This is a genomic window from Thermoplasma sp., assembly GCF_023256435.1.
Taxonomy (GTDB): Archaea; Thermoplasmatota; Thermoplasmata; order Thermoplasmatales; family Thermoplasmataceae; genus Thermoplasma.
Window position 1 is genome coordinate 854 of the sequence record NZ_JAGDXM010000008.1, and the last position, 21,447, is coordinate 22,300.

At 48.5% G+C, this 21,447-nt stretch carries 22 protein-coding genes and 2 tRNA genes; 7 read left to right on the top strand and 17 right to left on the bottom strand.

The genetic code is table 11. From position 1 onward, the window contains the following. From Q0C15_RS00725 to Q0C15_RS00735, 3 genes are all read right to left on the bottom strand, one after another. On the bottom strand, window positions 1-941 hold a 941-nt coding region (locus Q0C15_RS00725), incomplete at its 3' end, for a fructose-1,6-bisphosphatase (protein ID WP_297214988.1). 52 nt (window positions 942-993) lie between these two features. Then, window positions 994-1,076, bottom strand: a tRNA-Ser gene (locus Q0C15_RS00730). Between the two features lie 131 nt (window positions 1,077-1,207). Beyond that, window positions 1,208-2,758 carry an FAD-dependent thymidylate synthase gene (locus tag Q0C15_RS00735; RefSeq protein ID WP_297214990.1) on the bottom strand — a complete coding sequence of 517 codons (1,551 nt, stop codon included), beginning with the start codon at window positions 2,756-2,758 and terminating at the stop codon, window positions 1,208-1,210. Between the two features lie 141 nt (window positions 2,759-2,899). On the opposite strand from Q0C15_RS00735, the gene Q0C15_RS00740 reads away from it, so the two are divergent. The 3 genes from Q0C15_RS00740 (at window position 2,900) to Q0C15_RS00750 (ending at window position 5,018) form a co-directional block, all read left to right on the top strand. Continuing rightward, a complete protein-coding gene (locus tag Q0C15_RS00740; protein WP_110642686.1) occupies window positions 2,900-3,118 on the top strand; it encodes a transcriptional regulator in 219 nt (72 codons plus the stop codon). 115 nt (window positions 3,119-3,233) lie between these two features. Further along, the gene (locus Q0C15_RS00745) at window positions 3,234-4,355 is read left to right on the top strand and encodes a DUF373 family protein (RefSeq protein ID WP_297214993.1); all 1,122 of its coding nucleotides are present in this window, start codon (window positions 3,234-3,236) and stop codon (window positions 4,353-4,355) included. Further along, window positions 4,356-5,018, top strand: coding sequence for a 6-hydroxymethylpterin diphosphokinase MptE-like protein (locus Q0C15_RS00750; RefSeq protein WP_297214995.1), 663 nt, complete (start codon window positions 4,356-4,358; stop codon window positions 5,016-5,018). A gap of 3 nt (window positions 5,019-5,021) precedes the next feature. Here the strand turns inward: Q0C15_RS00750 and Q0C15_RS00755 are convergent, their stop codons facing one another. Beyond that, window positions 5,022-5,678, bottom strand: a complete 657-nt coding sequence (locus Q0C15_RS00755) for a 2-phosphosulfolactate phosphatase family protein (protein WP_297214997.1) — start codon at window positions 5,676-5,678, stop codon at window positions 5,022-5,024. 94 nt (window positions 5,679-5,772) lie between these two features. Beyond that, window positions 5,773-6,894 carry an NAD-binding protein gene (locus tag Q0C15_RS00760; RefSeq protein WP_297214999.1) on the bottom strand — a complete coding sequence of 374 codons (1,122 nt, stop codon included), beginning with the start codon at window positions 6,892-6,894 and terminating at the stop codon, window positions 5,773-5,775. 151 nt (window positions 6,895-7,045) lie between these two features. Between Q0C15_RS00760 and Q0C15_RS00765 the strand changes: the two genes are divergently transcribed. Continuing rightward, window positions 7,046-7,579 carry a cob(I)yrinic acid a,c-diamide adenosyltransferase gene (locus Q0C15_RS00765; protein WP_297215001.1) on the top strand — a complete coding sequence of 178 codons (534 nt, stop codon included), beginning with the start codon at window positions 7,046-7,048 and terminating at the stop codon, window positions 7,577-7,579. 81 nt (window positions 7,580-7,660) lie between these two features. Here Q0C15_RS00765 and lpdA read toward each other — a convergent pair whose 3' ends face one another. The 6 genes from lpdA to Q0C15_RS00795 all read right to left on the bottom strand — a co-directional run bounded on the left by lpdA (window position 7,661) and on the right by Q0C15_RS00795 (window position 13,961). After that, complete coding sequence (gene lpdA / locus Q0C15_RS00770; protein WP_237265383.1) at window positions 7,661-8,983, bottom strand: dihydrolipoyl dehydrogenase; 1,323 nt, start codon at window positions 8,981-8,983, stop codon at window positions 7,661-7,663. Next, a complete protein-coding gene (locus tag Q0C15_RS00775; RefSeq protein WP_297215005.1) occupies window positions 8,973-10,166 on the bottom strand; it encodes a dihydrolipoamide acetyltransferase family protein in 1,194 nt (397 codons plus the stop codon). Before Q0C15_RS00775 ends, lpdA begins: the two co-directional genes overlap by 11 nt. A gap of 4 nt (window positions 10,167-10,170) precedes the next feature. Then, a complete protein-coding gene (locus tag Q0C15_RS00780; protein WP_297215007.1) occupies window positions 10,171-11,130 on the bottom strand; it encodes an alpha-ketoacid dehydrogenase subunit beta in 960 nt (319 codons plus the stop codon). Further along, a complete protein-coding gene (locus Q0C15_RS00785) occupies window positions 11,127-12,140 on the bottom strand; it encodes a thiamine pyrophosphate-dependent dehydrogenase E1 component subunit alpha (protein WP_297215009.1) in 1,014 nt (337 codons plus the stop codon). The genes Q0C15_RS00780 and Q0C15_RS00785 overlap by 4 nt, the downstream gene beginning before the upstream one ends. A 263-nt stretch (window positions 12,141-12,403) precedes the next feature. Beyond that, entirely contained in the window at window positions 12,404-13,276 is an 873-nt protein-coding gene (gene map, locus Q0C15_RS00790; protein ID WP_297215011.1) for a type II methionyl aminopeptidase, read from the bottom strand. 4 nt (window positions 13,277-13,280) lie between these two features. Then, window positions 13,281-13,961 carry a DUF3834 domain-containing protein gene (locus tag Q0C15_RS00795; RefSeq protein WP_297215013.1) on the bottom strand — a complete coding sequence of 227 codons (681 nt, stop codon included), beginning with the start codon at window positions 13,959-13,961 and terminating at the stop codon, window positions 13,281-13,283. Between the two features lie 212 nt (window positions 13,962-14,173). On the opposite strand from Q0C15_RS00795, the gene Q0C15_RS00800 reads away from it, so the two are divergent. After that, on the top strand, window positions 14,174-14,917 hold the full coding sequence (locus Q0C15_RS00800; RefSeq protein ID WP_297215014.1) for a proteasome assembly chaperone family protein: 744 nt from the start codon (window positions 14,174-14,176) through the stop codon (window positions 14,915-14,917). Window positions 14,918-14,922: 5 nt separating this feature from the next. Further along, window positions 14,923-15,117, top strand: a complete 195-nt coding sequence (locus tag Q0C15_RS00805) for a MoaD/ThiS family protein (protein WP_237265384.1) — start codon at window positions 14,923-14,925, stop codon at window positions 15,115-15,117. 114 nt (window positions 15,118-15,231) lie between these two features. Here Q0C15_RS00805 and cca read toward each other — a convergent pair whose 3' ends face one another. The 3 genes from cca to zfx all read right to left on the bottom strand — a co-directional run bounded on the left by cca (window position 15,232) and on the right by zfx (window position 17,439). Continuing rightward, the gene (gene cca, locus Q0C15_RS00810; RefSeq protein ID WP_297215017.1) at window positions 15,232-16,533 is read right to left on the bottom strand and encodes a CCA tRNA nucleotidyltransferase; all 1,302 of its coding nucleotides are present in this window, start codon (window positions 16,531-16,533) and stop codon (window positions 15,232-15,234) included. Then, a complete protein-coding gene (locus Q0C15_RS00815) occupies window positions 16,530-16,889 on the bottom strand; it encodes a nascent polypeptide-associated complex protein (protein ID WP_110642704.1) in 360 nt (119 codons plus the stop codon). The genes cca and Q0C15_RS00815 overlap by 4 nt, the downstream gene beginning before the upstream one ends. Window positions 16,890-17,007: 118 nt before the next feature. Beyond that, on the bottom strand, window positions 17,008-17,439 hold the full coding sequence (gene zfx, locus Q0C15_RS00820; protein ID WP_367181926.1) for a zinc-containing ferredoxin: 432 nt from the start codon (window positions 17,437-17,439) through the stop codon (window positions 17,008-17,010). A gap of 287 nt (window positions 17,440-17,726) precedes the next feature. Between zfx and Q0C15_RS00825 the strand changes: the two genes are divergently transcribed. Next, entirely contained in the window at window positions 17,727-18,320 is a 594-nt protein-coding gene (locus Q0C15_RS00825; RefSeq protein WP_297215021.1) for a tetratricopeptide repeat protein, read from the top strand. Window positions 18,321-18,429: 109 nt separating this feature from the next. Here Q0C15_RS00825 and Q0C15_RS00830 read toward each other — a convergent pair. The 3 genes from Q0C15_RS00830 to Q0C15_RS00840 all read right to left on the bottom strand — a co-directional run. Continuing rightward, a tRNA-Phe gene (locus Q0C15_RS00830) sits at window positions 18,430-18,502 on the bottom strand. A 196-nt stretch (window positions 18,503-18,698) separates the two neighbouring features. After that, on the bottom strand, window positions 18,699-20,219 hold the full coding sequence (locus tag Q0C15_RS00835; RefSeq protein ID WP_297215023.1) for a class I adenylate-forming enzyme family protein: 1,521 nt from the start codon (window positions 20,217-20,219) through the stop codon (window positions 18,699-18,701). Next, window positions 20,220-21,447: NAD(P)H-hydrate dehydratase (locus tag Q0C15_RS00840; protein ID WP_297215025.1), on the bottom strand; the 1,228-nt coding region annotated here is incomplete at its 5' end. It lies immediately after the preceding gene.

Here is a 21,447-nt window from a genome sequence, read left to right on the forward strand (position 1 = left end):
AAGAGGTCCGTAGGGCCCACAAGCCTGCCAGCCTTTACATTGAAGCCAAGGCCAAGTACCCTTGGGGGCCCATCGAACCTTGTCATCTTAGCATCCTTCATGGCCACAGGCATAAGCGGGCCGTTGAAAGACCCTCGCATCCAGCCGCTGACGAGGTATGGGAATGCAAAGGCTTCCAGGGATTCTCCAGCTGCTGGCAGACCAGACTGAATCCTGACAACCGCAGCAGGATCGTCCTTGCCAACGTATTTGCCGGCTATGAGCGATAACTTGTCGGTGGATATGACGGCAACATTCTCTTCCGGCAGCTTCTTGTTGGCCTTCTTTGTGTAGACCCTCTTGACAACATATTTCTCCTTTGAACCTATCAGAGCAAGCAGATCGTAGAGGTCCTCGGGTGTGTCGAGGAATATCGCCCTGTGTTCGATCACGTCCCAGACCTCAAAACGGAAACCGCTGTGCATGGCCTCGTCTATTACAAGCCCCGGCGTGTTGAATGGATCCGCAAACATCTTGTATATGGGCAGGTTGAATGCCCCTGGTTCGGTCTTATCCATCATGTACACTATGAATGGCTCAGACGGCCTCTCGTTGATCTCCATCTCTGCAACACCAGGGCCCATGCCCTTCAGGTTTCCAGAAAAGGAGTCCTTGAGCAGGTCCTGCCCTGCACCATATAGACCCAGTTTCTTGGCAACCTCGGTACCGGCCTTGAAGGCGTTCCATGCCAGTTCATGTATCTCCGGGCTGTCTATACCCTTTGTGTGCACCATGGTTATCTGGGCATCATCACCTACATGAGCCATCCTGAAATCGGATATGAGGTTCTTTCCATGATCCTCGATATACTCCTGTATCTTCGACATCACCTTTTCATCCACTATAGAGTGGCCTGGCAAACTTCCTATGTCAGCCTTTATATGGGAAATAGTCACCTTCATTGATTTACCTATTGGAATATGAATAAAAAAGTTTCCTGAAACCATGCAGGAACGTCGGGGGGGAGATTTGAACTCCCGAGCTACGAGAGCAGTAGATCTCGAGTCTACCGCCTTACCGGGCTAGGCTACCCCGACACTCACAGAACGGCATCTGCCGGCATTACCACCATATTATTGTCGGATATAAACGTTTTACAGGACGGTCTCACGCATAATACTGAGCATACTCTTATATTTTTGAGCTACAAAATAATTATATGTTGAGATTAAATTCCGCCGGATTTTAAGTTCTTCTTGACCTCAGCCGAAAGCCTGCCAAGCGGATAATCACCGGTGTCCACGAACTTTATGAGTTCCGCGAGTGCAGGATGCACCGATCTTATCTCGTTGTACATCCTGATCGCAATATCACGCAGATCAAAGTGTGCCTGCGGTGTACTCCTGATCTCTATGAAGTATGCCGCCTCTGCAAGGTTCGTGGAGAAGACAACCGGATACCTGTATGCAAAAGGCACTGCGTACTGCGCCATTGCATACCCATACTTTTCCCTTATCCTAGCGTACACAGCCGCAGCTTCCCTCATGGCCTCTGAATACTCTTCGGAGAGATCAGGTATCTTGGCTATGATGGGCGGAACATCGTATCCATAGCTTGCAGTAAGGGGCTTTCTCATGATGGTCAGGAACCTGTGCCTCTGCAGGTCGCGAAATGCACCATAATTTGTGGTCACCTCGAAGACGTAGTTGACCGCCTCGAACGGCCTTCCTATCTTCATACGCCTGTTCTTTCTCATATCCCTTATCTTACCTAGTATTGCTGATATCTCTGCAGCATCCATCGCCTTCACCCTCGATATTATCGAGGAGGCATCCTCCGCGAATGGATACATCAGAAATGCAAGGGCCTTCTGAATTTCGTCCTTTTCGTTTCCGTATCTTATCAGCTTAACCTTCTCAAATTTCCCGCCGTCCGTGAACGGGAACATGTTCATCAGGCTCTTTTTGTAATCTATTATATCCATCCCATGCTTGGAAACTGCATCGTCTATTATCTGGGGAAATTCCTGCCTGAGCTCGCCGTAAAGATCCGATGAGATCCTTTCCGTCTCAGGAAGACCGTATTCCTTCAGCTTCTGTATGAGGTGTATGAACGACCTAGCGTTCCCGCTTATGCCGATGTTAGTCAGTGTGGATGCTGGAAGTATAAAGCGCGCGTCATCCAGCGCCCTGGAACGGACGGATGATCTATACGATTTCTGCGCAAGCTTCTTTCCGTTCTCGTCAAGATCCCTGTAGTTAGCTGGGCCTGAATCTATGCTGAAATCGAAAGACTCTATCGGCCACAGCTTCGATATCTCATCTTCTATCCTCGGAAGCGCAGCTGAGTATAAATCGAAGAGCCTGTTGCAAAGATCCTCGTATTCCCTGGCGGAGTCGCCGCCTATCCCTATCCTCTCAGGCCGCATGAATAGGTAGTGTCCATCGATCTTTTTGTCATATGCGACGTATCTTGTTGATTTTTCAAGATACGAGAGGCCTATCCTTATCTCCTCTATGACCTTTGAAGCTATGTTTGATACGTTCTGAACACCAACCTGTGCCGTGACCAGTTCAGCTATGGATTCATCGCCATATTCAAGAAATATACGCCTGTAGAATTCCTCTGATTTCTTCTCGTTACCCTCAAATTCCCTGTGATATACGGATCTTATGTCCGGATCGGATGCCCTGCTGTAGCGCGACATGAGCGCACCGCGGTCTATCATCCGATCCGTCTTGATCAGGAAGACGTCCCTGTCCTCGTTTGAAAATGACATAGACCTTAATCATTGGAATATTTAAATTTATACCATTCGTGTGGTACGACTATGCGAAGACATTTTGATCCGACGATTCATGACTGGTCTTTAAAAATGATAGATATATATATTAATATGATATATCCAACGAGTGGTATTATGCCTGACGATCTAACCGATAATGCAAAGAAGATTTACGATGCTATGAAGAAGCTTGGAGCAACCTCTGAAGAGAAGCTCAAGACTGCAGACGATATTATGAAGGCTGCGGCACTTGGAAAGTCCATTGTGAACTCTGCCCTTCAGGAACTGCAGAAGAAGGGCTATGTCAAGAGAGTTGCGAGACAGAAGAGCGCTGGATATTTCGTCATAAAATAATATTTTTACCACCTTTTTAAATTAATTTTTTGTGTATGTTTTTGATACCATTTACGCACTATAAATATGCTTAAATAAGTGTTTCTGTTAATAAAAACATGCGCTGGGGCCATGTATGACAACCCTCATCATCAATGTGGACAGGGACAACGACTTCGGAGACAAGGCAGGCGTTAAAGGACCTGTCGTTGGATACACGGAGTGTTATAATGCTGCAGTAAAGCTGATAAGCGTTGATCCCGAGGATTCCGACTCCAACGCGCTTTTTGGCGCCCTGAAGGTCTACGAGGATCTTAGGAAGAAGGGCGAAGATGTGGAAATTGCGCTTCTCACTGGAGACAACGACGTCGGGGAAAAATCTGACGAGATCCTTTCCAGGCAGATAGCTGATGTTGTTGGATCCGGACAGTATACCGATGCCATACTAGTATCCGACGGTGCAGAGGACGACTACATAGTTCCCGTCATCCTGTCATATATAAAGATAAGGTATGTAAAGCACATAATAGTCAGGCACAATGAGAACATAGAGAGCCTTTACTATTATATAGTGCGCGCGCTTAAGGACAAGAAGATACTTAGCAAGATACTGATACCGCTCGGCCTCGTTTTCCTGACCTATGGCCTGGTCTCGCTGATATTCATACTCTATTCAGCTTACGTTACCGGCGTCCGTGTCATCGATCCTACCGTTGGCGCCATAACCTTCGTCACCCTTGTTCTCGGTGCTTACCTCCTAGAGAGGGGCTTCGACCTCTTCAACCTCATGGCCAGGGTGATAAGGGAGGTGCATGAATACGCACAGGATACAAGAATACTGTTCTTCACCTATGTCATTGCTGCGCTTCTGGTCATGGTCGGCATAGCCTCAAGCTACACCATAGCCGTCCGTACATCAAGGAACGGCCTCGACGCCTTCCTCATATTTCTTTCGCTCTTTACATGGTGGGTATACGGATCCATCTTCACCACGGAGGTCGGCAGAGTCGCGGAGCTTGCCGTTGGGAGGAAGGCCGGAATACTGAAAATATGGTATGGCCTAATATTTTCGCTGTCAATAGCCTTCGTTGTGTACGGCATGTTCAACTACATAAGATACATACTAGGGTTTATATCCCTGAAATCCGGCCTCATAAGCATCTTCTTCCTTATACTTGGTCTCATAATAGCCATAGTCTCCTCGATGGTACATAGGTACTTCAACGAAAATCCTGAGATCCTGAGGGAGGGTACATGAATGGATATGATGAGATGGATCTCGATATACGGTTCCATCGTCGATGATTTTGGCTTCGATCCTGAGATGGACCGCCTGGCCTCCAGGATCCTTTCTAACTTTGTTGGATATCCGATTTTACCTGAGGCGAATGGGAACACAGCCTATGTCATAGGCAATGGCCCTGAGATCTCGGAGATCCTGCCAAGCCTGTCCCCGGGATACCACATCGTGGCAGATTCCGCCATCACTGCCTATGCAGAGATCTTGGGATGCCCGGACATCATAGTAACCGATCTCGATGGCGATCTTGACGCAATATTTCGATGCGCTGCACAGGGAACGAAGATAGTGATACATGCGCATGGAGATAACATGGACAGAATCGTGCATAACAGCTCAAGGATGAGCAGAAAAATGATCGGAACCACACAGAATGTACCGTTCAGGAACATTGCAAACTTCTTCGGCTTCACCGACGGCGATCGATCCGTATATATCGCAGATCACATGGGTTTCAAAAATATCGTGCTGGTATCCTTCGATTTCAGGAATGTTAACAGATCCAAGCCTGGGAATCATGCCATGAAGGCAAAGAAGCTGAAATGGGCGGAAGCACTCATATCCATGATCGCGTTTGAACGCGGCACAACTTTAACCTGCGGTGATTTCATAGATATCTGATCTTCATTGTTCACCAAGCGATTCCGCGCTCCTTATGATCCTTCCACCGGCATATTCCGGCAGTATATCAGTATAATCAAGCTTCAGGCAGTATTCCAGATCCCTCTCGCCCACACCTGCTATTATACTCCTGTTTATCTCGGCGGTCTCCTTCAGGTATGCATCCACATTGACCTGCTTCCCTTCCGCAGCTGCCTTCAGCAGTTCTGAAAACAGTATATCCTCTTGAGCCCTGCCGATGGGCCTGTTGGAAGGCAGTATCAGCACGTCCGAATATTTTCTGATCATGGAGACGGCTGAACTGAAGTTCACGTACGACGCAAATATAACCCGACCGGATCTTATTCTAGAAAGGACATAGGTTCCATTTGTGGATGTGAAGGCAACGATCTTACCAGAGAGATCAGCCTCATCGATCTCCGCCGGAGAATTGTCATAATCGAAGTACGGCGGCTTTATTCCATATTTTTCCCCGATGAGCACCGTACCAGGATTTTTTCTTTTGAACTCTATCGCTTTCCTCACATCACGGAATGGAACAATATACTGCGCACCCCTTGCAAGTATCAGCGGTATGGTCGTCGTGGATCTGAATACATCCACCACTACGTTTATTTCCGCCCAAGAATCGCTCTTTCTTCCATCGCCTATCCTTATCATCGGTTGATTATCAGGGCATCATGGATCATGTGGATAAAATATTTCCCGCAGTTATGGAACCATCATTTTTCTGTAATCATATCCAAGCATCTTCCTAGGTGTTGCCTTCTAGAAGGCTCTTGGACAGTATGGAAGAAACATCGACGAGCTGGAATCCCATTATGGCAAATTTGACCATGTCCTTCGGATCCACCACAAGCACCCTGACCTTCGAGGCGTTATTGTTCTGTATTACGCTTTTCAGAGCGGCGGCTATGATTAGGTTATACGCATCGTCCCCAGATCCGATTATGATCTCCCGCGCGGATGAGAAGTCGAAGGATGAAAGCAGATCGATGTCATCCGCATTGTGTTCGAAGACTATGTATCCTTCATCCCTCAGCGACCGCGCGGTTTCGGGATTCTTCTCTATGATCACAACCACTGAACCTGAACTCTTCATCCTGGACACGTACTCCTGCATGAGGTTTGAATAACCGCATATCAGTATGTAATCCGTAAGCGTTTTGAGCTCTCTCTTCTCCATCCTGTTCACCAAGCCACCCAGGCGCCTCTCAATCGTTGGCAGTATGAGAGCGGTGATCGAGCTAAAAAATATTGCTACGCCCAAAAACGCCAGGGATATGGTGAACATCTTTGCATCAATTGTTACCGGCAGTATATCTCCAAAGCCCAGCGTGGTCACTGTTTCACCGGTGAAATAGAATGCGTTCGCGATGTTGGTTATCGGCGGTCGGAACTGATCGCCGAAGAGGAGCGATCCGCCTATGCCATACAGTATCGTGAACGTTATGGTGACAAGAGCTATGGCAACCTCTGGCCTTCCCAGCATGCGGTTGGGATAGATGTACTCCCTGCGTCTCCTGAAGATCATGTATATGACGAAGATGGAGAATGCCATGCCTATAGCGGTGATGTGGAAATGCCTGCCTGCACCGATGGCCAGTATCACTATGGTAAGAAAAGATCCTGTCACCATGATGCGCCATGCGGCCCTGGTCTTTTCCCTGGCCATGAAGCCGTATACAGCCAGTATGAAACCGTCGAATATGGCCAGGAATGCCAGGGCCTTTAAAGATACAGAAAACGATACGATGAATATGCGAATCGATACCACATGGTCGGAAGATACGATAGACAGCCCAAGAACGGTGGTGATCAGCCCCTGGATCAGAACCAGCCACCTCGGCTCAAGAATGCGAACTTCTCTGGCCACCTTTAAAAAATGACTGACGTGGATAAAGCTTTTTGCAAAGATTCCTTTTGGATCATTGACACAGTACCTATTTATTTGCGCATTACGATCATGGCATGTTATTAAGTCAGCTGTAATAAAGGTAAGTTGACTGTAATGGGATGATGGAATCATGTTCACAAGGCGAGGAGATCAAGGCGAAACCGATCTTGCAAACCGGGCCAGAGTGGGAAAGGACTCTCCTGTAGTGGAGGTGCAGGGGACGATCGATGAGTTAAATTCCTTCATTGGATATGCGCTTGTATTGAGCAGATGGGATGACATCAAAGACGACCTGTTCAAGATACAGAACGATCTCTTTGTACTAGGCGAAGATGTATCTACAGGAGGCAAAGGGAGAGTCGTAACCAGGGAGATGATCGATCATCTGGAGGAACGCGTCAGGGAGATGAAGGCAGAGATAGGGAAGATAGAACTCTTTGTGGTTCCGGGTGGTTCAATAGAGTCGGCCTCGCTCCACATGGCCAGATCCGTCTCCAGAAGGCTTGAGAGGAGAATAGTCGCAGCATCGAAGGTCACAGAGATAAACAAGAACGTGCTCATATATGCAAACAGGCTCTCCTCGGTGCTGTTCATGCATGCACTCCTTTCAAACAAGAGGCTGAACGTGCCTGAGAAGATATGGAGCATACACAGGATATCCTGATATCCTTATGATGAAAAATAAAACGCAGGACGCCGAAGTCCTGCCGTCATATTCGCATATCGATGGCTTAGGTGATCTGCATTATATTTTGAAGTGCAGCGGTTTACCGTAAGCTTCTTCTGCGGTCTCCTTCACGCCCTCGCTCACGGTCGGATGCGGATGTATCGTCAGACCTATATCCATGGCCATGAGCCCTGATTCCACGGCTAGCGATATCTCGCTTATGAGTTCGCTTGCATGCGGCGCCGCAAAGCCGGCCCCTGTGACTATGCCCTTCTCGTCGTAGTATATGTTGAATGTGCCTATATTTTCGTTCATGGTAAGCGATCTGCCGTTTGCTGCAACAGGGAATCTTGTGGACTTCGCCGACTTCGATCCGGTATAGGCTATCTCCGGGTCTGAGTATATGACGTAGGGCATGGCCCTGTACTCAACAACGCTGTCTATACCGCATATGTTGTCAGCTGCAACATCAGCATCGTAGTATGCCTTGTGTGCGAGCATGGGCTGCCCTGAAACGTCCCCTATGGCGTACACATTCGGGACGCTTGTTCGCTTGTGCGCATCCGTCTTGATGAAACGACCGTCCATCTCCAGCTTCAGATTTTCAAGGCCGAAGCCCTCGGTGTTTGGTATCCTGCCAACGGTCATCAGCACGGTATCCGCCTCGACGTACTCCCCTCCTTCCATGTTAACCCTGATCTTTTCAGACTTCTGCGTGTTAAGGACCTTCTTACCTGTCATCACCTTCACGCCGATCTGCGATAGCCTCCTCTCCACATGCCTGACCAGCTCCTGATCCGTCCCGGGGAGTATGTTGGGCATCATTTCTATGATCGTGACGCTGGAACCAAGCTTTGCCAATGCAGTGCCTATCTCTACGCCTATATACCCTCCACCTATGATGGCCACCGATCCAGGTATGTGATCCAGATCCAGTATCTCTCTGTTGTAAACCACGTCATCAATACCTTTGATCTTCACCGGCTTTGATCCGGTTGCTATGACGAGGTTGCTGCCCTCTATCGTCCGGTCTCCGACCTTCACATGGTTGCTGTCCACAATGTATGCTTCGCCCCTTATCACATCTACGCCGTACCCCTTGCAGAGAGTCTCCACACCGCCGGTAAGCCTGTTGATCATGGACCATTTCCATTGCTGCCATTTCTTCATGTCTATTGAATAATTTATCGAAACTCCAGGCATCTCCCTGAGATAGTTTATTGAGTTGGCAAGCTCTATGAAGGCCTTTGAAGGTATGCAGCCGTAGTTCAGGCATTCGCCCCCGATCTTGTCTTTCTCTATCAGCGCAACCTTCTTCTGCCTCTGCCCCAGGCGGATTGCGGCTGCATAGCCACCTGGCCCCGAACCTATTATTATTGCATCGTACATATCAGATCTCATAGATAATAGCGTTCGGATCCTCAATAACCTTTTTCAGATCAACTATGAACCTCGTGGCGACTGCACCGTCTATCAGCCTGTGGTCGCAGGACAGCGATAGGTACATGTACTTCTTGCCGTCGCGGTCGAACACCCTGTGCACGCCCAGTATGGCAACCTCTGGGTAGTTGATTATCGGCGTCGACATTATGCCTCCAATCGTTCCAACGTTCGTTATGGTGAATGTGGAATCCTGAACCTCATCTAGCTGAAGCTTGTTTTCCCTCGCCCTTGATGCTTTATCCGCTATCTCGGCGGAAATTTCCACCATGCTCTTGCCGTCCGCATTCTTTATCACAAAGACGTTCAGTCCGTCAGGAGTATCCACCGCTATCCCTATGTTGTAGTACTTCTTCAGGATGTACGACTTTTTATTTTCATCGTAGATCGCGTTCAGGTACGGATACCTCTTCAGCACTGAAGGAACGATCCTTGCAAGGAAGCCTGTAACTGTGACCTTGATGCCGCGTGCCCTTGCAGAATCCAGTATGGACATCATCGAAGTTACGTCAACCTCCTCCATAACGGTGAAGTGAGGCATTATCTGCTTTGCCTTCGTCATCTTGTCGAAGATTATGCGCCTCAGGCCGTGCATCTCAAGTATCTCCTCTGCACCAGCAGGCTGTTTCTGCGCAGGTATATGCGGAGACGTGTGTACCTCCTCAACCTTCTCCTGAGCTGCCGGCTGCGGTGATTTCATGTATCTCTCCAGATCGTCCAGTGTCACGCGTCCAGCCTCGCCTGTGCCACCGACCTTTGACAGATCTATGCCGTTCTCCCTGGCTATCCTCCTCACGGCTGGGCTAGCCAGAACATGCGTGGATACCTCAGGTAAGGGTACCTGCTTCATTTGAACAGCTTCAGCCGGCTTCTCCTCTTTCTCCGGCACCTGCTGTGTCTCCGCTGTTTCTCCGGTATCGATCTGAAGAAGGGTGGAACCGACTGGAACGACCTGCCCTTCCCTGTAGAGTATCTTTGCTATCTTGCCCCTTACCGGCGATGGTATCTTGACCGTGACCTTGTCGGTCATCACCTCAACGAGGTCCTGATCCTTCTCCACCTCGTCTCCTTCCTTCACATCCCATTTGACTATTTCGCCTTCTGTTACGCCCTCTCCAATATCCGGCAGTTTGAATTCGTACATATGATCACCTGAATGTCATGACCTTTTCAATCGCTGCGCTTATCCTGGCCTCATTTGGAAGATAGTAGTCCTCCAGCCTGTACGGGAACGGCGTATCAGGCCCTGTGACGCGCAGTATCGGTGCGTAAAGGTACTCTATGGCCCTCTCCGAGATCATGGCCGATATTTCCGCGCCCACCCCAAGCGTCCTCGGCGCTTCATGGACTATGACGACGCGGCCTGTCTTCTTCACCGAATTCAGGATCGTATCCCTGTCCATCGGGACGATCGTCCTCAGATCGATGACCTCAACATCGTACTTTGATTTGGAAGCTGCGGACATGACCGTGGGAACCATCGAACCGTAGGTAATCACCGTCACATCGCTTCCCTGCTTGATTATATTTGCCTTTCTGAGCGGTACTGTGTACTTGTCCTCCGGTATCTCCGCCTTCTGAGCCCTGTACAGCCTTTTCGGCTCTAAGAATATGACTGGATCTGGTGACTCTATGGCGGATATGAGCAACCCCTTGGCGTCGTATGGATTGGATGGACTCACTACCGTCAAGCCTGCGGTATGGGCAAAGTAGGCCTCCCCGCTCTGTGAATGATAGAGGCCGCCCTTTATTCCACCGCCCACTGGCGTACGCAGAACTAGCGGGACCGTGTAGTCGCCGCCAGACCTGTACCTGATCTTGGCCATCTGGTTTATTATCTGATCCATAGCCGTGTAGATGAAATCCTGGAACTGTATCTCTGGTATTGGCTTCAAGCCGTTAACGGCCATTCCTATGGCCATTCCCACTATGCCAAGCTCAGAAAGCGGCGTGTCTATGACGCGCTGCGTACCGTACTTCGCCTGCAGGCCATCCGTGACCCTGAATACGCCTCCGTCCTTTCCAACGTCCTCGCCGAGGATTATGACGCTGTCGTCCTCGGACATCTTTAGATCCATTGCGCTGTTTAGCGCCTGAACCATGTTCATCTGCGTAGTATATCACCCCTCTCCTCTTCTATCGCCCAGGTCATCTCTGAATACACGTCATCAAACATCGTCTCCGGAGCAGGAGCTGGGATCTTCAGGCGCTCCTCAAACTTCTCATCGATCATCTTCTTGGATTCTTCCTTGATCTTCTCTATCTCCGCCTGGTTGAGGTATCCTCCGGAAATCATCAGCTTCTCCGCAATGATCAGCGGGTCCTGATCGCTGTTCTCCTGCACCTCATTCTTGCGGTACTTGCTGGGATCATCCGATGTGGAGTGCGGCCCCATCCTATAGCTCCTCGCCTCCACGAGTATCGGATTGCCAGAACGTGCATATTCCACGGCATCCTTCACCGTTCTGTACGTCTTTATGAAATCGTTTCCGTCTACGTACACACCCTTCATGCCGTATGCCTCTGCCTTCTTGTATATCTCGGCTTTCGTCTGCCTCTCCACAGGGAGAGATATGGCCCATCCGTTGTTTTCGCACAGGAACACAACGGGTAGATCGAAGACTGCAGCAAAGTTCATGGCCGCATGGAAGTCGGGAGTGGATGTTCCGCCATCGCCGAACGTGGTTATCACTATACCGTCCTCCTTCCTGTACTTCTTGGCATAGGCCGCACCGACCGCAAGCGGAAGGTTCGTTGCGACCGGGCTTGGGACTGACATGAAATTTATCTCCTTTGCACTGTAATGGCTCGGCATCTGCCTGCCCTTGGAGCTGTCCTCAGCGTTCCCCATTATCTGGTCAAATATCTTCTCTATTGGATGACCCAGGTATATGAGCATCGTCACATCACGGTAGTAGCCGTAAACGCTGTCATTCCTTGAGAGAGCCATGGCTGCACCAGCCTGCGTAGCCTCCTGCCCCATCATGGGCGTGTAGAAGCCGACCAGCCCCTGCCTCTGGGCCGTTATGATCTTTTTGTCAAAATACCTTCCCAGCACCATGGATGTGAATCCCCTCACCATAAGGTTCTTCTCATCCTGATCCAGAACTTCCGTCATACAAACACCCTCTTGAATATCCGCAGAGCATGATAATTACTAACGTGGTTGTAAAAAACGTATCCACGATCAATTGGTTTCTTTACTCTGCTCTGCACGGGTAATAATGATTATTAAGTATTTATTACTATTCATTTTGATTCGCTTATATATAAATGCAATGAGAATAAAATAAATGATATCATGAACTATAGCATAAAACGAACTGCATCATTATAATTTATTCCGATGGATACAGCCCTCTGTGAAGACTAAGACGCGCGTTATCTTGTGGTGACGATGACCTCATCGTTCAGAACAAGCATGGTGTGTTCAAACTGCGCTATGAAAGATCCGTTGTGCTCCTTCAGAACAGGGAACGAATATACCTCTTTGGAGGCCATCATGGCCCTAAGATACTTCTTGGGATCGTCTACGAGGCCCTCCAGCCATCTTTCTGCAAACGGCAGTTTGTTGAAGTTCCTGTATATGACCTCGTCCTGCCTCGGCTTTGGGCTGTCGATCATGTATATATTCCCGGGCTGGCCCTCATGTATCAGACCGATGCCCGTGGAGGCAAACGGCTCTATGGCTATAGCATGATCCGGCTGCAGTCTAACGACGTTTCCATCGTCATAATTCGGGATGAATATCGATGCATGCAGATCGTAGCGTTCCACGCCGTGACCGCCAAGGTTCCTCACCGGCTTGAAACCGTATGATCCTATGACTTCGGCGATCCTTCTTCCGATCTCGTTGACGCTCTTCATAGGCCTGACCACCTCTATGGCCGCATTGAGGGCCTGCCTTGCGGCTTCTATTAGATCAGAATGCTTGCCCTGCTCCCCAACCTCCACCGTTATGGCTGTATCGGACATGTATCCATCGATGTGCGCTCCGAAGTCAACCTTCACCACGTCCCCTGTCCTGAAGATCTTTTTGTCGTTTATTGATGGCGTATAATGAGCAGCATCGTTATTTATGGACAGGTTAACAGGGAATGCTGGCTTTGCGCCCTCATCACGCACAAACTTCTCCATCGCGCTGGCCACGTCGATCAGCTTTGCCCCCGGTTCAATCATGCTTGCTCCTATCTCCAGAGCTCTCTTTCCTATCCTTCCTGCCTCCATGTATTTTTTCTTTACATCAGGATCCACGAGATCACCTCAATATCTTCAGCCTGTACACAGCAGGTTCAACGATTGAATATATCCTTATGGATGACTCAAGATCGGATCTGCTTGTGGTCAGCCTGTGCTGATATATGCCTATTATATTCCGCATGGTACTCTCATCATAGTATCCGCTCTTCTTGGATATTATTTCAGCAGCCCTATCAGGATTCTTCGCTATGAAGTCTATACCCTTCTGGTAATAATCCAGAACGGGTCTGAATGACGCGTCCCTCGCTGCGATCATGCAGGAGGCTGCATGTATGCCCAGCTTCCTTGCTAAATCGGAATATTTCATGCCCAGAGCTACCTCATTCCCCACCAGCCCCATCTTTCCGTTACGTGCCTCCTGCATAACCGTTTCTGGGTCAGCGTTGACAACCTGGCCAGATATTGCAGATGCGATAAGCCTGGCATTGTAATCGGCCAGGGTTCCCCTCTTAACAGTGTATATGATCTTTGATTCGGTGCTTCCTATCACCGAATACATATCTATGAAGACTCCGGCCATTATGGGCATTCCGTATTTCGTGATGTTCGTTATGGAATCCAGCACGACATCAAAATTTGAGCTTTCAGAACAGGTGTTGTGCAGATCTATATCCTCATATTCCGATATAACCAGCAGTGGAAACGATACAGGCCCTGCAAATGGAGCACCTATCTTCATACGGTGGACTATTGCAATATTATTTATATGCTTATCCTAAAATGCACTTATTTCCTATTCGAATGATCATGCATGCTTCGAATGAACACGGTCCGTTCCTCAAGCCATCACCTGGGTATATTCGATGATCAGCGTAATCAACGTATAGTGCGAGTTAAACAGATCGGATCAATTCAGGATAAATATAAATATCAATATTGCCTAAAATGATCATGGTTACAAAGAAGGCCTCAGAAAGCCAGGTAATGGAACTCGAAAAGCGCAGCTACAACAATCCAGTTGTACTATGCGGTTTTGCAGGATCCACGCCGACAGGTGTGCTTGCTGCGAGTTATATCGTCGAGACACTTGGTATGCATCAGGTTGCACATCTCATCTCTCAGCATATTCCACCTGTGGCCGTATTCGTGGGTGGAAAGCTGAGGCACCCATTCAGAATTTATGCCAATAATTCAAATACCGTGCTGGTTGCCATGTGCGAGGTTCCAATATCAAGCGCGCATATATACGAGATATCGAACACGCTCATGAACTGGATCGATCAGGTTGGCGCCAGCGAGATAGTCGTGATGGAAGGGAGCCCAGCAAACGGCATTCCAGAAGAAAGATCAGTGTTCGCAGTTGCCGAGAGGCCGAAGCTGGACAAGTTCAAGAAGGCAGGTATACAGCCGGCTGATTCTGCCATCATAGCTGGCATGGGTGGCGGTATCCTGAACGAATGCCTGGTCAGGAAGATAACCGGTCTTTCGCTCATAACCCCCACATCCGTGGATATACCTGATCCTGGCGCAGTTCTTGCAATAGTCGATGCGCTCAACAAGGCGTATAACCTCAAGATAAAGACTGATCTGCTAGAGGAACAGGTCAAGGAGCTCGATGAGCAGATAAAGAAGATAGAGGAGCAGTACAAGGAACTTCAGGCAAAGCAGAGCGAGCCGCAGTCCATGTATGGATGATCCCCATGATAAGGGTCAGAGGGCACATCAGGAAGGAGATCGAGATCGACTCCAGCAGAAGGGTCTCTGATCTGATGTCTGATCTCGGCCTGAACGAGGACGAATACGTGGTCATAGTGAACGGATCTCCCGTTCTGAGCGATCATATAGTGAATAAGGAAGATGATGTGGTAATACTGGAGGTGTTCTCTGGAGGATAATGCAGTCTGAACATAGAGCGTACATGGATAAAGGCAGCCATATTTTCATAACAGGTATATTTCCTAAGTTTTTTATGGTAGAATCTAAAACGAATGAGAAACTGAGTGATACCTTCAGGTATTACGCCTGAACACGCCTGCGCCGAAGAACTTATCCAGTATAGGCATCCTTTCAGAATCGCCTTTGAATTTCCTTATTTCAATGTTCTTTTTGAATTTATCCAGATTTTTACCGATGGAATAGTTCTCTATTTCCGCCCTTACGATCTCCTCAATGCTTCGCTCACCAGTGAAGACGTCCACATATAGTCTGTCCCCCACGAGATATGGCCCGCGCGATCTTTTCCTGATCTTCCAGCTTTCGATGAAGTCAACTGCATTATCCGTATCCACGGGTGGGCCAGTATGCACATGTATTCTGTCCTCATTGCATGTCGGCGTTTCAATGAGGACGTATATTCTGTCGCTTACATCGATCTCAGAGGATATCACCCTGATCTCATGAGCCTCCATTATCTTCTGCAATACAGATCTGAACCTGTACACCTGAGGATAGATAACGTCATCAGTTAGATCAGGCTTCTGGATCGAATATATCATGATGCATGTGCCCCTGTCATGGTAAGCTACGTCTTTCTTTTCGTAATCGATCTGGAAGAATTGCGCGTCCTGCGACGATATATATAACTTTGATGCTATCTTCATCCTGGACAGGCTTTCCAGGCTTACAGGGGATGCTACGTTCCTGTCAGGATCGACCGGATCTATCAACACCATGGGATCTTGAAATCGATCGTCATCGTCCAGCATAACCCTGCCCTTCGCCTTTGAGAAGAATTGTATGACGCTGTCGAAGCTTCCCAATCTTATCACAAGGAGTTCACACAGATATCCAGAAAACCCAAACGTCCTGGCCTCTGCCCCATACACGCCTATGGACTTCATGAATATCTTCAATAGCCTGACCTCGTCCCTGCCCCTATCATCGAGATGCTGATTGACATACTCCGTATGAAGTAGCGTTCTGTCCACGGCACTTATCTTCCTGTCGCCGAAATGCATCTTATAGCAGGGCACAACATCTATCTTTACGCCTTTCACCTCGCCGCTGACGTATGGATGCTCGGCGTACTTCTCCCTGCCATTTGGAAGGACTGCATGGCCGATGCGGAGGCCCTCTTTATTCACAATTTCTTCAGGATAATCACGATCGAACGCTATGAATATGTCGAGATCCCCATCTCTGAGGTTGGTACCCTTCGCGTATGATCCAACGATAACAGCTTCAGCCCTCAGCCCGCGTAAAGAACAGATATTGTTTATTTTTGCAACTATATCGGCAGATATCTCCTTTAACTTGCTCTCCTCCTCACTGGTTGGCCGGTACCTGCTGAGTATTTCTTGATAGTTTATCATTTTTGCATCAGGTTCATTATGGCCTGCGCTGGTTCACCGCCTGATGCTTTCAGCGCCTCAATTGCCTTCTCCCTTGAGACGCTTGCCTGATCCATAACGAGCTTTATGTCGTCTTCAGGGAATGATTCCTCCTTCTTCTCTTCAGGCTCCTTCGGAACCTCCCTCATGGTGCCGACGACTTGAAACGTCTTAACGCCCTGAGCTTCTATCATCGTGACCTGTGCGTTATCTATAACGTAATCCTTCGTCTTTCCCTTGAATATTACCTTTGTGACGTCATCCATCTCGGTGGATTTTATTCCCATCTGCGCCATCAGCCGGCGCATCTCCCTTGAATTCATCCTGCCAGGTATCATTTTAGCACTGATCATTAGATCATAAATAAAGTTGAGTCTTAAAAGACATGAATAGAATTGTGATCAAAACTTGGCGGGTAAAAACCAGATCGATACAAAAATAAAGATGGTTTGTGATTTACGGGGTTATTTTTATTGCTCTCACAGGGCAGACGCTTTCGCATGCCATGCAGAATATGCAGTCTGATTCCCTGACAGGATCACATTTATCCGTCCTGTACTTGTTCCATTCATCGCTGCCCTTTGCTATCTTGTGGTCATTACCCGTACCTGATTTACCTGGGTTAAGATTCCACTCATACAGGTTGACAGGGCAGACATCCATGCATGCACCATCTGCAATGCAGCAGTCCCAGTCAACGGCAACATGAGTACCGTGTATGCCCAGCTTAGTGGGATATGGCTTTCCATCAGCGTCGAGCCTCTGCATGCCTTCGGCTCTCACGTCATGGCCATTGTGCTGACCGGTTACAGGATAATCCTTGTCGTTCTCAAGAAAGTGCTCATCTATGGGCTTTGGCTTGAAATCAAGCTCCTCTAGCTTAACCAAATACACTCACCGACAAGATATTTTATATTTTTATTTAAACTATACGTAAGAGATGGAGAAAATGTTGACAGAGTTCATTCTTCAAATATCCGATTTACAGATCCAATCAATTATAAATGAGTTTTTGACGATTATTTGACATTTAACAACGGTATCGGCAGTGCATGCGCAAATGGCTAAAGTCTTTGTTCCTAACATACATCTGAATCATGACTGATTGAAAAGGTATCGGCGATCATGTATGAGAATTTTAATAAACTTAAATAAACTTGACTGGATTCTCAAGCATGGCAGAGTATCGATTAGATGTGCTGTACAAGGCGGCCGAGGCTCTGATCTGCATGAAAAAATATGAAGATGCGCTCGTTCTCTATGAGAAGTTCGTAAAGGCTTTCCCAGATGTTGCAGGTGGATGGCATGGCCTGGCCATATGCTATGAAGAAACCGGAGAGAGGGAAAAGAGCATCGAACCATACAGGAAGGCGCTCGAACTGTACCTGAGGGATGCGAAGACCGAGGCCGGCAGAATGCGTAGATCCTTTCTCTGGGGAGGATGGTGTGCGATCAAGCTGAATATGAATCAGCTGGCGCTTGAGATGATGGAAGAAGCTGTCAAAGAAGACCAGAATTATGCATACGCTCATCTTTCACTCGCAATAGCTTCAGCCAGAACCGGAGATAAAGATAGAGCTCTGATCTCCAAGAGGAGATATCTTGATCTCGTCGGAGAAAAACCCTATGAGAAGAGAGAATGTGAGGGTCTAGAAATGCTCAATGAGGCAAAGGAAGAGGCATCCGGCTGGCTCAGATCATTCATCTTATCTGTTCTTGACAAATGCCATAAAGAATCAGAAATCTGCCAAAGTTTAGGAGAAACATGATCCGCCATCGCAGAATATTATGAAAGAAAAACCCCATCCTTGTCAGCTTAGCCCGCATATGAATCAGATGGTGAATGCAGAATGATCCTTATGATCTTTGTTTACCATATGCCGTGGGCCGGGATCGAACCAGCGACCTCCAGATCTTCAGTCTGGCGCTCTCCCAACTGAGCTACCACGGCTCATAATATGCCGTCCTGATGCATCGATCCTTCATGTCCGGTCATCTGACGCTGCAGAAGATCGATCATGGCATCCCCTCAATCTCACATGATCGGCCATTCAGGTGTGAGCGTATGGTATATATCTTTATCAATTTTTCCACAGCATGCGTCATCTATGCATTCACCGGCATTTTGGAAGTATTGCGGAATAACCTCAATTGGCCTCTGCTGAGGCTTTCTGCTGATCGCCGCCGTGGATCTCAATTATCTGGTCCCTGATTATCTTTCCTGCAGGACTCCTCGGTATCTTCTTGACCGCGATGTATTTCTGAGGCCTAAGATACGGCGGGAATCTGCTCTCGAAAAATCTTTTGATGCCGTTGACATCTTCGGTTACCACATATGCCACCAGTACAGGAAGCCCACCTTCATAGCGCATGCCTATCGCTATATCATTCACGCCGGAGGCTTTATTGACCGCAGCCTCTATTGGTTCCGGGTCGATGAGGCTCCCATTTATGATCATCCTCCTCGTTCTCTCCAGATGAAGGCCACCGCCCGCATCAATATATCCGAGATCGCCGGTATTGTAGTACTGTGATTCTGCACCCATGAACCTGCCAGGCGAAACCTCTATGAAGCCCATTTCGCCAGGCTGGACATCCTTGCCTGATCTGTCGGTTATCCTTATCTTTACATTTGGCAGCGGTTTTCCGATGCTGCCGTCGTATTCCGAATCAAGCGGGCTTATCGTTACGGCACCGCATGACTCCGTCATATCAAAGCCGACCTTTATGGTGCGGCCGGTTGCGCTTCTGAATCTGTCCATGAACTCTGGGGCGAAATCTTCACCTATCATGAACAGGAACCTGATAGTCTTTGGAATGCCTATCTTCTTCTCAACTATCTGGCGGTAGAGATGCGAGTTGCCAACGACCATGTTGCTCTCCAGCCTGCCAGCCAGCTTCATGGACGTTTGCCCGTCCATATAGTCAGGAACCAGGTTCACCGTTCCAGCGTTTATGAGAGCGGTGAAGAGAAACTGCAGCGTTGACATATGGTAGAGGGAGGATGATATCAGCATGTTCTTTCTGAAGCCATCAAGGTAGGCAGATAGATCAGCGATGGCAGACATGATGTCCTTATTTCTGATGAGTACAGGCGATTCCATCTTCCTGGTTTTCTTCACTATAAATGTGTCATCGGGGCTTCTGTCCCTATCGTATTGGCCGTATCTATCGAAGATCAGATCCGACAGCTTGTGTACGCCTGGTCTGGATGAAAGATCACGCCGCTCGCCGAGGTATTCCCTGAAATAATATTTCAGAGATGTGCCATAGGGCGCAAGGTCCTCATCCCTTATCAGGAACATGTCCCTGAAGTTGAATTCCTGGTAATTCATCATGTAGTCGCTTGCTATTACGTACTGGCAGTCATATGCCTCGGGCGATTCTCCCGGCCTCAAAAGTGCCGCCTCAAGGCCCATTGAATTGATGGCCAGTAGCGAAATCACAAACTGTGGAGAGTTTCCCGCCATGATCGCGATGCGTCCGGACACACCCATCTCTTCCAGATTATGTGCCAGAGAGTCCGACATGGCCCTGACGTCATGATAAGTTAGCGGCTTCCCAAGAAAGTATATGGCCACCTTGCTCTGGTTGTCCTCCGATACCTTTGCGAACGCATCGTACAGGCTCTGATCCATGCCGGAAACCATGCCTGTATTAGTTTTCATCTATATTTTAATGTATTTATCCATGACTGCCGGTATTTCGCCTATCATATCCGTTATGGTATACCAGTATCCGTGTTTCGCATGTGCTGCATCGCCTATGGCCTTGTTCAGGTATGTTCCCATGAGGCAGGATCTTATGGGATCTATGGATTTGGCCAGGAATGATGATATAAGCCCGGCCAGCAGATCGCCTGTGCCGCCCATGGTCATCCTCGGATTTCCGCCTTTTGAATAGTAAACGTCCTTTCCGTCCGTTATCACGTCCACCTGCCCCTTGAGGACAACGATGACGCCCTTCTTCTTTGCAAATGCCACAGCATTCTCCTCCGTAGGTTCCATGCCTGATATCCGCCTGAATTCGCCCTTATGCGGCGTTATGATCACGGTCTTGCCCTGGAAGCTTCCCTGATACTCGCCCACAACGTTCAGAGCATCGGCATCCACAACCATCGGTATCTTCGATCCCAGTATGACCTTTCTCGCAGCATCCATGGCCTCCGCAGATCTGCCCATGCCCGGGCCAACCAGCATGGCAGAATTGCCGTATATTTCAGCTGCAACGGCATCGTCGATAGCCGAGACCGGCCTGACTATAAGCCCGGGATCGTATCCTGAAACTATCTGGTAATTTCTTTCTGATACGTAGATCCTTATCAGATCCAGGCCTATACGCTCAGCAGCCAGCGCCGCTATCACAGAGGATCCGTAGAATTCCCATCCGGCAACTATAGCCAGGGTGCCGTTCATGCCCTTGTGCGATGATGGATCAGGCCTTGGGTAGTATAGCAGATCGCCTGGGCCAGCGTACTTCCTCACATCTGGCGGTATACCTATATCGGCAACAACGATGTCTCCACTGTTCTCTCTGTTCATACCGTACTTTTCCATCGTGAAGGTAACGGTCATCTCGGGCTTCACTGCGTACCTAGATCCAAGACCAGAAGGTATATCGACAGATACTATGTGCGAACCAGATCTATTGATCCTTTCTATGGCAGTCCTGTATGGTTCCTTTGGATCTCCAGATATGCCGACGCCGAATATGCCGTCTATTATGATGTCGCACTTCATGCATGCGTCGATGGCCTCCATCCCAAGGACCTGGCCTCCGTACTCAGACAGCGCCTTCTTTGCGAGTTCCGATCGGATCTCGGTGACGACCAGCACCTTAACATCGTACTTTTCCCGCAGAATTGTGGCAGCCACTATGGCATCCCCGCCGTTGTTC

Excerpts from the sequence above, each read along its gene's own strand:
- lpdA (WP_237265383.1), bottom strand. The coding sequence starts at position 8,983 with ATGAGATCTGATATGTACGATGCAATAATAATAGGTTCGGGGCCAGGT.
- Q0C15_RS00795 (WP_297215013.1), bottom strand. The coding sequence starts at position 13,961 with ATGAAGATAGGTGCTCCATTTGCAGGGCCTGTATCGTTTCCACTGCTG.
- Q0C15_RS00800 (WP_297215014.1), top strand. The coding sequence starts at position 14,174 with ATGGTTACAAAGAAGGCCTCAGAAAGCCAGGTAATGGAACTCGAAAAG.
- Q0C15_RS00745 (WP_297214993.1), top strand. The coding sequence starts at position 3,234 with ATGACAACCCTCATCATCAATGTGGACAGGGACAACGACTTCGGAGAC.
- Q0C15_RS00755 (WP_297214997.1), bottom strand. The coding sequence starts at position 5,678 with ATGATAAGGATAGGCGATGGAAGAAAGAGCGATTCTTGGGCGGAAATA.
- Q0C15_RS00735 (WP_297214990.1), bottom strand. The coding sequence starts at position 2,758 with ATGTCATTTTCAAACGAGGACAGGGACGTCTTCCTGATCAAGACGGAT.
- Q0C15_RS00815 (WP_110642704.1), bottom strand. The coding sequence starts at position 16,889 with ATGATACCTGGCAGGATGAATTCAAGGGAGATGCGCCGGCTGATGGCG.
- Q0C15_RS00785 (WP_297215009.1), bottom strand. The coding sequence starts at position 12,140 with ATGACGGAAGTTCTGGATCAGGATGAGAAGAACCTTATGGTGAGGGGA.
- Q0C15_RS00765 (WP_297215001.1), top strand. The coding sequence starts at position 7,046 with ATGTTCACAAGGCGAGGAGATCAAGGCGAAACCGATCTTGCAAACCGG.
- Q0C15_RS00835 (WP_297215023.1), bottom strand. The coding sequence starts at position 20,219 with ATGAAAACTAATACAGGCATGGTTTCCGGCATGGATCAGAGCCTGTAC.
- Q0C15_RS00740 (WP_110642686.1), top strand. The coding sequence starts at position 2,900 with ATGCCTGACGATCTAACCGATAATGCAAAGAAGATTTACGATGCTATG.
- Q0C15_RS00775 (WP_297215005.1), bottom strand. The coding sequence starts at position 10,166 with ATGTACGAATTCAAACTGCCGGATATTGGAGAGGGCGTAACAGAAGGC.
- Q0C15_RS00805 (WP_237265384.1), top strand. The coding sequence starts at position 14,923 with ATGATAAGGGTCAGAGGGCACATCAGGAAGGAGATCGAGATCGACTCC.
- Q0C15_RS00780 (WP_297215007.1), bottom strand. The coding sequence starts at position 11,130 with ATGAACATGGTTCAGGCGCTAAACAGCGCAATGGATCTAAAGATGTCC.
- Q0C15_RS00825 (WP_297215021.1), top strand. The coding sequence starts at position 17,727 with ATGGCAGAGTATCGATTAGATGTGCTGTACAAGGCGGCCGAGGCTCTG.
- cca (WP_297215017.1), bottom strand. The coding sequence starts at position 16,533 with ATGATAAACTATCAAGAAATACTCAGCAGGTACCGGCCAACCAGTGAG.
- Q0C15_RS00750 (WP_297214995.1), top strand. The coding sequence starts at position 4,356 with ATGGATATGATGAGATGGATCTCGATATACGGTTCCATCGTCGATGAT.